Raw genomic sequence first — 13,816 nt, 5'->3', positions numbered from 1 at the left:
TGAAGAGGTGCCAAGTCATAAGTCAGATAAAAATGTAGTAGTGGTAATTTATAAAGGGAAAGTAAATTTCACTGGAGAAAATGGAAAAGAAATCATTGTTCCTGGAGATATTATCTTGATGAAACCAGACGAAATGCACGCCTTGGAAGCTATTGAAGATAGTGATTTAATGGTTATTAAGGCTAGGATATAAAAATTGAGACTCATAGGTTAATGATTATATAGTTTAATCTATTAGGCAAAAAGAGATAGGTTGTTGACTTGTCTTTTTTTGTTTTCTGTCTTCTTACTTAACATGATTATCTTTCATAAAACAAAGATAGGCAATATTTATCAAGTGGTGGAAGGTGATTTTTTAAAAAATAATGGTAATTACCACTTAAAAAGTGTATTAATTTAATAGAAAGTTTTATAGGTTGGAGGTTTTATGGAGGAGTTTAAGAAAATTATCATTATCATATACCATATTTGTCTTATTGTTGTTGCCTCTAATGCCTTGGCTACTAGGGATAACTTGTTAATTAGACTATTGGCGGCTATAGTTTTGGTTTTAAGCCTTAGCAAAATCTTTAAAAAGGAAACTTGGATTAGCTTATTTGCTAATGATGCAAGTAAGGTTGAGTAGGTATTAAGCTTTGACTTTAAAAAGGAGTGTTTATGTTTTTTAAGGCGGATTATTTTATTTTAGAAGATACAATGCTTGAAGATTATTTTATGGAAGTAGAAGATGGGGTTATTGTTGGATTTTCCAAAAATGAGCCGGGGGATTATACTTATTTGGGTGAGTTTGTGGCTCCGGGTCTTGTTGACACCCACATCCATGGTTACCACGGCAAAGATATCATGAAGGCTGAGGAAGGTGCGCTAAATGTGATTTCCAAGGGCCTTTTGGAGTGCGGAGTGACTAGCTTTTTGCCAACAACCCTTACAGATTCTAAGGAAAAAACAGATGCGGCCCTTAAGCGTGTTGCTGAAGAATACAAGGATGTGGAAGGGGCCAAGGTCAGGGGGATTTTCCTTGAAGGTCCATTTTTCACTGAGAAATACAAGGGCGCCCAAAATCCAGAACACATGTCAGATCCAAAGATTGATTACCTAAAGGATTGGATTGAGATTTCCGACGGACTTGTAAATAAAATTGCCATTGCGCCTGAAAGGGACGGGGTGGAAGATTTTATCAAAAAGGCGAATGCAATGGGAGTCAGAGTTGCCCTTGGCCATTCTGATGCGACTTTTGACCAGGCTGTGGCTGCTGTTGATGCAGGTGCAAATATTTTTGTCCACACTTTTAATGCCATGAGTGGCCTCCACCACAGGGAACCTGGTATGGTAGGCGCTGCTATGGCAACAGATGCGATTTCTGAGCTTATTTGTGATGGCCACCATGTAAACCCTAACGCAGCAGGTATCTTAATGAATGCCAAGGGTAGGGACAAAATCGCTTTAATTACAGATTGTATGAGCGCAGGTGGTATGGCTGATGGCGACTATCTCTTGGGAGATTTCCCTGTAATTGTCAAGGAAGGCACAGCTAGACTTAAGGATGGGGGAGCCCTTGCTGGGTCTATCCTCAAGCTAAAGGAAGCTATCAAAAATGTTGTGGATTGGGAAATTGCTGACATTTTCGAAGCTATCCAGATGGCAAGCCTAGTGCCTGCCAAGTCTGTTGGTATAGATAATGTTTGTGGCAAGCTCCACGAGGGCTACGCAGCAGATTTTATTGTTTTTGACTATGATTTAGACCTCAAGGCCACCTACCTAAATGGCCAAGAAGTCTATAGAAAATAAGAAAATTCTCGTAAAAGCCTCCCGGAAACGGGAGTTTTTTGCGTTTTTAAGATATCGATAATCATTATTGACAAGTTTTAAAAAATTTAATATAATTATTTTGAATTATCAAAGATAAATTAATAACAAACCTATCCGTGAGGGGGTTAGAGCCTTTGTAAGTGTTTAAATTAGGTCGTTTATAAATAAAAACAATTGAGCTTTAATGAAAAGTCCAAAAAATTAGGAATTTACCGGCTCTTTGCAAAAAATCTGATTTGCTAGCCGAGGCTTCGAACCTAGATTATTCGGAGTTTAGAGCTTGGTGAAGTGTGTAAATTACGAAATCATGTTAGAAAAGATTTTAGACTTTTCCGATAAATCCTAAAAATCTGTGGACTTCACCGGCTCTTTGCAAAAAATCTGATCTTGCAGGCACAGGCTGCTCCTAGCTCAAATAGGCTTTGTTATTTGAAGATAATTTAGGAGGTTATAATGAAAATAAAAAATAAAGCTAGTTTAGGCCTAGCTCTCTTGTTGGCTATAAATTTCCTTCCTGGCCAGGTAAGGGCGAGCGAAATAAATGAAGAAATGCCAAAAGAAGATGTTGCTGGCGAACAAACCGAAACCCTATCTTCTAAGGAATTAGTTGAAAAATTCCTTGATAACAAAGAAGAAGACTTCGATGAAAAAGTATCCAAGGCCAAGGCAGACCTTAAGAAATATTTGGGATCTATGGACGAAGCATCTGTAGACAACCCATCCATAGCCTACGAGGGTCAAACCAAGGAAGATATCAAAAAATCAATAGCTAGAGCCAAAGAACTTTTAGCTGACCAAGCAATTGACCAAGCCAAACTTGAAGAAATAGAAAAAATTCCTTTCAAAAAAATTAACGGCAAAAAACAAGGTATATTCAGGGACTACACCCACAAGGCCCTTGTAAATTTCGAAGTTCTTGGCAAAAGAACCAACAAAAACCCACACAACAACAAGGCTTACACTGGTTTAAATCAAAACAAAATCATGATAAAATCTAGCCTTAAGGGCCTTAAAAAAGCAGGCGAAAGCGACAGCAAGTTTATTAAATTAAACTACGTTACAGAAGATGATTACAAGGCAATGAAGGTAGATGGGGTTTCTTCATCAACTCCAAAATACAAGAAGCAAGAACTCCCTAGGGAAGACTACAAGGTAAAAGAAGTAGCAGGTGGTTATGAAATAGAAATCACAAAACTACCAGCAAATACAAAATTTGTCAAACCTATAGTCCTTGTTAAATTAGCTGATGGTACATACTTTGAAAATGGTGATATAGTCTATGTAAAAAATGAAAAATCACCAGCCACAGTCCAAAAAGCTGAAAAAGTAGACCAAACAATAGAAGCTACAAAAAAAGAATCCAAGGAAGAAGCCAAGGCAGAAACTAAAGAAGAAGCCAAGGCAGAAACTAAAGAAGAAGCCAAAAAAGACGCTAAAAATCCAGCCAAAAACGTAAAAACTGGTGTAGGATCATCAATCCTTGCTATCCTCGGCTTAGGAGCTAGCTCAACAGCTTTCTTTGCCAGCAAAAAAAGAAAATAAAAAGTTATTCTTAGACCCCAAAATCCCGATTTAGGATGGAGGGGTTTTTTATATTTAAAGCTCTCTTGGCAAAGAAATTTTATTTGGAAAAACCGTTTGCATGGTTTATAATTAAAGTAGTACTTAATTTTTTTGAAGGAGTGAACTATGACAGAATTCAGAATCGAAAAAGATTCTTTAGGAGAGCTTAAAATCCCAAAGGACGCTTATTATGGAGCCAACGCCTACAGGGCCTATGAAAATTTCAAAATCACAGCCAAGGCCATGGACCCTTATTTTATTAGGGCCATAGTTGAAATAAAAAAAGCCTGTGCCATCCAAAACAACAAGGTTGGCATCCTTTCAGATAAGAAAAGTAAAGCCATAGTGGCAGCTTGTGATGAAATCCTCGCTGGCAAATACCTGGCAGACTTTATTGTCGATCCTATCCAAGGTGGAGCAGGTACTTCTTTTAATATGAATGCCAACGAAGTTATTGCAAATATAGCAAATGTGGCACTTGGAGGTAGTCTCGGCCACTACGAACACATCCACCCAAACGACCACGTAAACCTCGGCCAATCCACCAATGACGTAATCCCAACAGCAGGCAAAATCGCTATAATTCGCTACATAGAAGACCTAGCAAGCGATACAGAAAAATTAATCGCTGCCCTAGATAAAAAAGCAGTTGACTTTGATGACTTTGTAAAAATGGGCAGAACTCAGCTCCAAGACGCAGTTCCAATCACCCTTGGTCAGGAATTTAAGGCCTATTCTAGGGTTGTGGAAAGGGGACTAATGAGGTTTAAAAAGGCTATCGAAGAGCTTTCTTCAATCAACCTCGGAGGCACAGCTGTGGGCACGGGCCTTAACGCTGATGATCATTTTGTAGAAAATATCGACCGAGTTTTAAGGGAAATCACAGGACTAGATTTGAAACAGGCTGAGGATTTAATCGACTCTACCCAAAACCTAGATGGATTTTTATTTGCATCCTCCGTCCTCAAAACCTTTGCAGCCAGCCTTTCAAAGGTGGCAAACGACCTAAGACTCCTATCCTCCGGCCCAACCACAGGTATTTCAGACTTCAAACTTCCAGCCAAACAGGCAGGTTCATCAATCATGCCAGGCAAGGTAAACCCAGTCATACCAGAGGTTGTAAACCAGGTTGCCTTTTTGGTTGTAGGAAATGACCTAACAGTGACCATGGCGGTTGAAGCTGGCCAACTGGAGCTAAATGCCTTTGAACCAATCATTTTCTATGCCCTAATCCAATCCATAACCACCCTTAGGGGAGCCATCCAAACCCTAACTGTAAATTGTATAGAAGGAATCACTGCCAACAAGGAAAAACTAAGGGCCAAGGTAGAAAATTCTGTCGGAATCATTACAGCCTTCGCCCCACACATAGGCTACGATATGGCCTCATCTATAGCCAAAGAGTCCATGAGAGAGGCAAGACCAATCAGGGAAATAATTCTCGAGAAAAAACTCATGACCAGTGAAGAAGTCGATAAGATTTTAGACTACAGAAAGATGACCCAACCAGGAATCCTAGAAGAAGAACACATGGAGAAAGACTGATGGATTACAGGATTGAAAAAGATTCTATGGGTCAAATCAAGGTAGGAAATGACAAGCTTTGGGGCGCTCAAACCCAACGTTCCTACGAAAATTTCCCCCAAGGACTTGCCACAATTCCCTATGACCAAATCAAATCCCTTATCCTAGTCAAAAAGGCAGCAGCAATGGTAAATAATAAGCAAGGAAAACTTCAAAACTCTTACAAAGATGCTATTGTAGAAGCCTGCGATAAGATATTGGCAGGTGGCTTTGAGGACCAATTTCCCCTCACAGTCTACCAGACGGGATCAGGCACCCAAACCAACATGAATGTAAATGAAGTAATCGCTCACTTGGCAAATGAAATGTTGGGAGATTCGACAATCCATCCTAATGACCACGTCAACATGAGCCAGTCAACCAACGATGCCTTTCCAACAGCCATGCACATCACAAGCCTTAGGCTAATAAAAGAAGACCTCCTCCCAGAAGTGGACGGCCTTGCCGAAGAATTTTATAAAAGGGCAGAGGACTTTAAGGGGATTATAAAAACGGGCAGGACCCACCTCCAGGATGCAACTCCTCTTAAACTATCAGATGAAATCAAAACTTACGCCGACCTCATAAAAAGGGACGGGGACTATATAAGGCAATCGGCCAAGGCATTGGAATTTTTGGCAATCGGGGGCACAGCTGTTGGCACAGGCCTAAATACAAAAGAAGGCTACGATAGGAAAATGGCAGAAGTTTTATCGGACATCACAGGTCTAGATTTGAAGGCTGACCCCAACAAATTTTTGCAACTATCAAGCAAACATGGCATGGCCAAGGCCCACGGAGCTATCAAAATCCTAGCTTCTGACCTACTAAAAATCGCTGAAGACATCAGGTTTTTATCATCAGGGCCTAGGACGGGGATTGGTGAATTAATTATTCCGTCAAATGAACCCGGCTCTTCTATTATGCCTGGCAAGGTAAACCCAACCCAGGTTGAGATGTTAGCTATGATTTGCCTAGAAGTAATGGCAAATGACTCGGCTATCACCATTGCTAACTCTCTGGGGCAACTCGAGCTAAATGCCTATATGCCATTTATACTTTATAAGATGGTGGATTCGGTGAAAATCCTTAGTAAGGGCCTACATTCCTTTAATATTCACCTAGTCAAAGGCCTTGTGGCAAATGAGGAAAAAATTGCGGAAAATCTCAACAAATCCCTCATGCTTGTCACAGCCCTCTCCCCACACATTGGCTATGACAAGGCAAGCGACCTTGCAAAATTTGCCCACAAAAATAAAATAAGTCTAAGAGAGGCAAACGCACAACTCGCCTATGTGACAGATGAAGAATTTATAAAAATAGTAGATCCAGAAAAGATGGTTTAAATGAAAGAATATATACAAAAAGGCTCTTGGAATGACAGGGCCTTTACCTTTATAAACAAGTTAATAAGAGACCACGGAAGGGACAACCCTGCCTACAATCCAGAAAAAAAGCCCTTTGCAGTTTTTGACTGGGACAACACTTCCATTATCGGAGATGTGGAAGAAGCGGCCTTTTATTATTTGGTAACAGAACTCGCCTTTAAAATCAATCCCCAAGACCTTTACCAAATCATAAGGAAAAATGTGGACAAGGCTGACTTTGCCCACCCTTATAAGAACATTGATGGAAATCCTGTAAATATAGATCAGATTTCGGCCGATATTTACGATGTCTACAAGAGAATTTATGGGACAAGCGACAGGCTAGGGGGAGATGTGCCTTTTGAAATAATTAAGCAAACCAATGCTTACAAGGAATTTGTTGCCAAGATGATTTTTCGTTACAAGGCAGCAGTCTACGACAAAAACGCCAGAGATCCCTATTGCTGGATAACCTTTCTCTTTGCCAACTACAACCAAGACCAAATCGAAGAATTTTGCCAAAAAGCCTTCGCTAGCCTAAAAAAAGAAAATCCCAGAAGGGAAATCTTCACCTCCCCAGAAATCAAATCCCAAGCAGGGCAAATTTCCACCTCCTACTTTGTAGGCCTCGGAGATATAGGAGAAATGGCAGACCTCTACCACAGCCTAGAGCGAGAAGGTATTGATGTTTATATTGTATCTGCGTCCTTTATCGACATAGTAAGGGCCTTTGCAATAAGAAATTCCTACAACTTTGACCAAGCAAAAGTCCTTGGTATGAGACTTGCCAAGGATGAGGAAGGGAAAATCCTCCCAGCTCTCGACCACAATTTCCCAAGAACCCAAAACGAAGGCAAGTCTGAAACTATTAGAAAATACATCCAAAATACCAACAACTACGGGCCAATCATGGTAGGTGGCGATAGCGATGGGGACTATTCTATGATGACAGAATTTGAAGAAACCCAGCTAAGGCTCATAATAGATAGGGCAAGGTACGGAGCCATAAACAGGCTAAAAGCCAAGGCCCTTGGAGGGTCAGAAACCATCATCCTCCAAGCCAGAGACCAATACGCCAAGAAATTTATCAAAGATGAAAGATCGAGATAGAAAACTACTCAATTTTAGAAAAAAAGGTGAAAATCAATTGGAAAATTATTGATTTTCATCTTTTAGTTTCCCTAAAATTCTTTGGTATAGTCCTAAAATCTGTCATAATTAAATTATGGAAAAAAATACAAGGAGGGAAGATATTTGAAAATTGTTTCATTAAACACCACCAGAGCCTGCAACCTCTATTGCAAGCATTGCTATAGAAATTCTGGCGAAGACGTTGATACCTCGGGAGAGCTAAGTACGGAAGAGTGCAAGGCGCTTTTTAGGGATATGAAGGAAGCTGGTTTTAATATGATCAAACTCAGCGGTGGAGAACCCCTTATGAGACCTGACATTTTTGAACTTGCAGCCTATGCCCAAGACCTCGGTCTTTATACATGTTTAGGTTCGAATGGCACCCTTATAAACGAAGAAAACATAGGAAATATAAAAAAATACATAAGGTCGGTTGCCGTATCTATAGACTCAACCGACAAAGTTGCCCACGATGAATTTAGGGGCTATGAGGGAGCCTTTGACAAAACTTTAGAGGGAATCGAGCTTCTTAAAGAAAACGGAGTAAAAGTTCAAATTAACACAACCATATCAAAAATAAACCTGCATGAAATCCACGCTCTTTTAGACTTTGCCACAAAACTCGGGGCAAGCTCTGTCCACGTTCTCTTTTTGGTAATGACAGGCAGGGGCAAGGATTTGGGAGGAGTTTACTTATCAAAGGAAGAATACCTCAAAGCCATAAAAGAAGTTTTGGAATACAAGTCAGACCTCTTCATCAAGCCAACTTGCGCACCCCAATCGACAGTCATAGCCAGAGACCTAGGCCTTGATCCAAAAGTGAGAAAGGCATGTATAGCAGGTTCGTCCTATTGTTCGGTCGTTTATGATGGCAGGGTCAATATTTGCCCTTATGCAGAAGTTACAGCCGGCAATTTGAGAGAGAAATCCTTTTTAGATATATGGAATAATTCAGAAGTCTTTGAAAATTTGAGAAATTACGAAACTTACAAGGGAGCTTGTGGATCTTGCTCCTATAATGAAATTTGTGGAGGATGCAGGGCGAGAGCCTTCGCTAACACAGGAGATTATTTGGAATTTGATAACTATTGTTCCTTAGGAGATTAAAATGAAAAAATTTACAGTAAAAGATTGGGTCCTAATGGGCCTTTCCCTAGCCATGATGATAGTAGTAGGCAAAATACTTTATTCAATCAGCCTAACCCTACCAATCCCATCATCCAGAGTCCTAGTCACAGCACCGGTCTTTAGCTTTATCTACACAGCCACAGCCATGCAAACAAGAAAGATAGGCACAGTCACCTTCATATCCCTAGCCTACGGTCTATTTATGATGAAATTTTCCATATTTGGGGCAATAGCTGGTGTCGCATCCGGAGTCCTATGTGATATCCTAACCCTAATCATCTTTAAAAACTACGACAAGCTAGAAAACATAGTCTATTCAGTACCAATCAGGTCATCCCTATCAGTTTGGACCTCATATTTTATAGTAACAAAATTTGTCCCAAACTCTAGATTTGTTCAAGCAGGCTTTATTCCAACCATGATAATTTGCATAATAATCTATTTTGTAGGCCTAGGAGCAAGTAAATACACAGCCAAAATCTTTGGCAAAAGGATGGCTCTAGCGTGAAAAATATGGAAGTAAGGGAACACGAATCAGCCAAAGACCTGCCCCTAGAGAATAGGAAATACATCCTAGCCCACAATGACCAAACAGGTAAGCTTTTTGTCCACATCCTTAAAGACTTTGGTGAATATGAGTTTTCTGACCAGCTAGATGAAGTTTTTGGCGAATGGGAAGACGGATACTTTGTCTTTTCATGTATCTTAGACAATGAAAAAAGTGCCTACACACCAGAAGGGAGATTGTTAATCTTTGAGGACCATCTCAGAAACTCAATCCTCGCCATGATCAAGGCAGAAAGAAAATTGACACAAGCAGATACAAAAGTCAAAATAAAAGAAATCTACAAGTCAAAAGACCAAAAATTAGGCAAAATAATAATAGAAAAAAACCTCCACGATTTCATCTACCAGGATGGGAAACTTGTGGACTACCAACCAGGCTTTAACTACAAAGACTTGGCAAAATACAAAAAGACATCTGACCACTAAGGCCCAGATGTTTTTTTAATTCATCCTAGGTACAGGAGAATATTCTACAAATTTTTAAAAATTCAACTGCCAATTAAAGAGGTGGAAATTTTTTTACAAAAATTTTTCAAAAAAATATTACAACAGACTTCATATCAAAAATTAAAGATAAAGGCTTTTTATGGGCGAAGAATCATTTGAAATGAGGATTGTAGATTGTTAATAAATTAATTAGCTAAAACTTATTAAAAAATATTTTTCTAAAATTTTCAAAATTGTAAGGGGATACAAGGCGATGGATGACACGTTTTAGACATATTGGGAAAATAAGAAGGCAGAAAATTATCACAAAAACCTCTCTAAATCTGTTGACATAAACATTTTGCTATTATATAATTTTAGTAGGTAGGAAAATATTTTTTTAGAAATGACCACATTTATGGAAAATTATTTTGCAAATAATACAGAATGTATATTCTAAAATATTCTCATTTCTAGAAAACTTTCTACAAAATTTGCAAAGGTTTACATCTTTATATGAAAAGGAGAGAAAAATGAAAAAAATCGGTTTAATTCCAAGAATGATTTGTGGTATTATACTAGGTATTCTAATCGGTACATATTTACCAGAAAAAATAGTTAGAATTTTTGTAACATTTTCATCTATTTTTGGTAACTTCCTTGGTTTCATAATCCCACTTATGATCCTAGCCTTCGTTACTAAGGGTATAGCAGACCTTGGAGAAGGAGCTGGAAAATTGCTTGGTATCACAGTAGCCATAGCTTATTGCTCAACACTCGTAGCTGGTTCTGCATCATACTTCATGGCAAGGGCTATCTTCCCTAACTTTATCAACGATAGCCAAGTAGCAGCCATCCAAGCCGCAGATGAAATCAAACTCGCCCCATATTTCACAGTTGAGATAGCACCATTTTTCACAGTTACAAGTGGTATTATCTTCGCCTTTATGTTGGGTATTTGCATCTCATGGTTAAGAAAAAAAGGCTCTGGCAAATTCCTTTATGGAGCAGTTGATGAATTTAACCAAATCATCACCCAAGTCCTAGCAGTAGCCATAGTGCCAGTCCTACCATTCTTTATCATGGGTAATTTCGCCAAGATGGCTTACACAGGATCTGTATTTGCAGTTCTTTCAATCTTCTGGAAAATCTTTATCTGCATCATTGCCCTCCACCTAGTTTACATTACAATCATGTTCTTAGTGGCAGGTTCATATGCAGGCAAAAATCCATTTGCTATGATCAAAAACGAGCTAAGAGGATATTTCACAGCAGTTGGTACCCAATCATCTGCAGCTACTATTCCAGTTAACATAGAATGTGCTGAGGCCAACGGTGTATCTCAAGCCATCAGAGAATTTGTTATCCCACTAGGAGCTACAGTCCATATGCCAGGCTCTATGATTACTATAACAGGTTGTGTCTTCACAATCCTCACCATGTACAATATGAACCATTCATACGGACTAATGATACAACTTATAGCTATCCTTGGTGTAGCTATGGTAGCAGCACCGGGCGCACCAGGTGGAGCAATCATGTCAGCTCTACCATTCCTACCAATAGTAGGCATCAGCCCAGAGTCAGCCATGGCAAGTCTTGCTATTTCCCTATACCTAACCCAAGACTCATTTGGTACAGCAGCAAACATCTCAGGCGACACAGCCCTAGCAGTAGCAGTAGATAAGTTCTATCATAAAAACATATTAGGAGACAAAAACTGGACACCAGACCCAGTTAAATAAGACGTAAAATTTTTGCAAATAGGGGATGTTAACGAAAATAAGTTAACAGCCCCTTTATAATTTAGAAAAGGAGCTATTATGGCAGTAAATTCTTCGATATTTGACATAATGGGCCCAATAATGGTAGGCCCATCAAGTTCACATACAGCTGGAGCTTGCAAAATAGGCAATATTGCAAGAAAAATGGTAGATAGAAATTTCAACGAAGTAGACTTCTACCTCCACGGATCCTTTGCCAAAACCTACAAGGGCCACGGCACAAACAGGGCCCTAGTCGGAGGAGTATTAGGATTTGAACCAGATGACGACAGGATAATAAATTCCTTCGACTACGCCGACCAAGCCGGCATCAAATACCAATTTTTCGAGACAGACCTCGGTGCAGTCCACCCAAATACAGTAAGGATAGTATTCAAATACCCAGACAGGACTCCACTCGAAGTCCAAGGCTCATCCATAGGTGGGGGAGCGATAGTAATCACAAAAGTAAATGGCAACTCCATCGAATACTACGCCAACAAACCAACCCTCTTCATGTCCTATGGCGAACAAAAAGGCGTCATCGCCCACGTATCAGGCATCCTCTTTGAATATGGCTACAACATCCACATGATGAAAACCATCAAAGACGGCGACAATGTAATGCTAGTCTGCGAACTAGACGAACCCCTAAAAGAAGGCATCCTTGAAAAAATCAGGGCAGGCAAAGACTTCACCTTCTTAAAATATATAGAATAGGAGAGGAAAAATGCTTACTACAATGAAATTACTAAAGGAAAGATGCCAAAAAGAAGGCCTAAACCTTTGGCAACTAGCCATCAAAGATGAAATAGAAAACACAGGCAAAACAGAAGAAGAAATCTTTGCTAGACTCCAAAAAACCCTAGACGTCATGAAAGCTTCATCCGAAAAAGCTCTCGCCCAAGACGTCAGAAGCGTCACCGGCATGACAGGAGGCAATGCCAAAAAAATGCACGACTACTATCTCAAAGGCGAGGCAGTCCTAGGAGAAGTAGCCTCCACAGCCATGGCAATGGCCTTCTCCACATCAGAAGTAAACGCCGCCATGGGCAGGATAGTAGCAGCCCCAACAGCAGGCTCAGCCGGCATCATCCCAGCCACACTCATGACCATGAAACACAAATACGGATGTGATGACAAAAGCCTATGCCAAGCCCTCCTCATAGCCACCCAAATCGGCCAAGTCATCTTCGACAACGCCACCTTTGCAGGAGCAGAAGGAGGATGCCAGGCAGAAACAGGATCAGCAGCAGCCATGGCAGCCGCCGCCGTATGCTACCTAAGAGGCTACGATATACAAATCCAAGAAAACGCAGCCACAGCCGCCCTTTTAAATATCATGGGACTAATCTGCGACCCAATCGGAGGCATGGTAGAATTTCCATGCAACCTAAGAAACGCCAACGGCATCATGAACGCCCTAGCAAGCGCCGACATGGCAATGGCAGGTGTAGAAATGTTTGTAGGCTTCGATGAAGCAGTAGAAGCCATGAAAAGAGTAGGCGATTCCTTACCAGAAAGACTCCGTGAAACAGGAGAAGGAGGTATAGCAGTCTGCCCATCATCAATCAAACTAAAGAAAAAATATATAGACAAGGTCCCAGAAGAAGAATAAAACAAAGTCAAACACTACCCCTTGTTTCCTCTCGACTACGCTCGAGGTAAACTATGGAGAAATCTCTGGACCAACAAAGGATTAGCTCTGGTTGGGACTTGGGATGTTTTTGTAATTAAATTTAAAATTTTGACAAACAAAATATTGGGTATATAAATATTAATAAATATGAAGGAGAAGTTATGGCAGCTTATTTTTATATGCTCGCAAATGAAACAAACGAAGTATTATATAAAGGCTCAACAACCGACTTAATCAGAAGAATCTACGAGCATAAGGAACACCTATTGAAAGATAGCTTCACTGACAAATACAATGTGACAAGGTTGATATATTATGAATGCTATGATGATATCCAAAGCGCAAGAGCAAGGGAACACCAAGTTGGTAAATGGTCTAGAAAAAAGAAAGATAAAATAATAAGTAAAATGAACCCAAAATGGATAGATTTATATTGGGGATTGTTGGGGTAGGGACTTGGGATTTTGTTTGTAAAATGAACCTTGCTTTTAAAATAACTTGACACCTTTACCATATAAATTATATAAAGGTGGCGAGAGATCTCTCCACTCGCTTACGCTCGGTCGAGACGAGGGGGGGAGGTGAACAAATCCCGACACCACACCCCTCGTTTCGACTAAGTGAGTGAAACGAACGCATGGAGAAATCTCTGGACCAACTAAGGATTGGCTCTGGTCGGGACTTGGGATTTCACTTTTATAAAAGAAATTAATTTTCAAAATAACAGCAATTTTAATCTTCAAAGCAAACTCAAACCCACCACCCTCGTTTCGACCGAAGTGGAGAAACCTCTGGACCAAATTAGGATTGGCCCTGGTATGGACTTGGGATTTTGTTGTAAAATTATTCTTGATTTTAGG

At 40.0% G+C, this 13,816-nt stretch carries 14 protein-coding genes; all 14 read left to right on the top strand.

Annotation, left to right across the window (positions count from 1 at the left end):
- Positions 1-193, top strand: a 193-nt coding sequence (locus tag RQ907_RS01285; protein ID WP_311491596.1) for an AraC family ligand binding domain-containing protein, incomplete at its 5' end; no start/stop codon positions are given.
- Positions 194-427: 234 nt separating this feature from the next.
- Entirely contained in the window at positions 428-625 is a 198-nt protein-coding gene (locus RQ907_RS01280) for a hypothetical protein (RefSeq protein WP_311491595.1), read from the top strand.
- A 32-nt stretch (positions 626-657) separates the two neighbouring features.
- The gene (gene nagA, locus RQ907_RS01275) at positions 658-1,788 is read left to right on the top strand and encodes an N-acetylglucosamine-6-phosphate deacetylase (protein ID WP_311491594.1); all 1,131 of its coding nucleotides are present in this window, start codon (positions 658-660) and stop codon (positions 1,786-1,788) included.
- Positions 1,789-2,262: 474 nt separating this feature from the next.
- Positions 2,263-3,351, top strand: coding sequence for a sortase (locus RQ907_RS01270; RefSeq protein ID WP_311491593.1), 1,089 nt, complete (start codon positions 2,263-2,265; stop codon positions 3,349-3,351).
- Between the two features lie 147 nt (positions 3,352-3,498).
- Positions 3,499-4,917: an aspartate ammonia-lyase gene (locus RQ907_RS01265; protein ID WP_311491592.1), complete on the top strand. Its 1,419-nt coding sequence runs from the start codon at positions 3,499-3,501 to the stop codon at positions 4,915-4,917.
- Positions 4,917-6,281 (top strand): class II fumarate hydratase, encoded by a 1,365-nt coding sequence (locus RQ907_RS01260; RefSeq protein WP_311491591.1) that lies wholly within the window; start codon positions 4,917-4,919, stop codon positions 6,279-6,281. The genes RQ907_RS01265 and RQ907_RS01260 overlap by 1 nt, the downstream gene beginning before the upstream one ends.
- Positions 6,282-7,412, top strand: coding sequence for a haloacid dehalogenase-like hydrolase (locus tag RQ907_RS01255; RefSeq protein ID WP_311491590.1), 1,131 nt, complete (start codon positions 6,282-6,284; stop codon positions 7,410-7,412).
- 144 nt (positions 7,413-7,556) lie between these two features.
- On the top strand, positions 7,557-8,540 hold the full coding sequence (locus RQ907_RS01250) for a radical SAM/SPASM domain-containing protein (RefSeq protein ID WP_311491589.1): 984 nt from the start codon (positions 7,557-7,559) through the stop codon (positions 8,538-8,540).
- 1 nt (position 8,541) lies between these two features.
- A complete protein-coding gene (locus tag RQ907_RS01245; protein WP_311491588.1) occupies positions 8,542-9,069 on the top strand; it encodes a hypothetical protein in 528 nt (175 codons plus the stop codon).
- 5 nt (positions 9,070-9,074) lie between these two features.
- The gene (locus RQ907_RS01240) at positions 9,075-9,554 is read left to right on the top strand and encodes a staygreen family protein (protein ID WP_311491597.1); all 480 of its coding nucleotides are present in this window, start codon (positions 9,075-9,077) and stop codon (positions 9,552-9,554) included.
- 533 nt (positions 9,555-10,087) lie between these two features.
- On the top strand, positions 10,088-11,299 hold the full coding sequence (locus RQ907_RS01235; RefSeq protein WP_311491587.1) for a dicarboxylate/amino acid:cation symporter: 1,212 nt from the start codon (positions 10,088-10,090) through the stop codon (positions 11,297-11,299).
- 78 nt (positions 11,300-11,377) lie between these two features.
- The gene (gene sdaAB / locus RQ907_RS01230; RefSeq protein WP_311491586.1) at positions 11,378-12,037 is read left to right on the top strand and encodes an L-serine ammonia-lyase, iron-sulfur-dependent subunit beta; all 660 of its coding nucleotides are present in this window, start codon (positions 11,378-11,380) and stop codon (positions 12,035-12,037) included.
- Positions 12,038-12,047: 10 nt separating this feature from the next.
- Positions 12,048-12,935 (top strand): L-serine ammonia-lyase, iron-sulfur-dependent, subunit alpha, encoded by an 888-nt coding sequence (sdaAA, locus tag RQ907_RS01225; RefSeq protein ID WP_311491585.1) that lies wholly within the window; start codon positions 12,048-12,050, stop codon positions 12,933-12,935.
- A 182-nt stretch (positions 12,936-13,117) separates the two neighbouring features.
- Positions 13,118-13,408 carry a GIY-YIG nuclease family protein gene (locus RQ907_RS01220; protein WP_311491584.1) on the top strand — a complete coding sequence of 97 codons (291 nt, stop codon included), beginning with the start codon at positions 13,118-13,120 and terminating at the stop codon, positions 13,406-13,408.
- Positions 13,409-13,816: the final 408 nt, after the last annotated feature.

This window comes from uncultured Anaerococcus sp. (assembly GCF_963510575.1).
Taxonomy (GTDB): Bacteria; Bacillota; Clostridia; order Tissierellales; family Peptoniphilaceae; genus Anaerococcus.
This window is presented reverse-complemented; position numbering and strand designations above follow the sequence as displayed.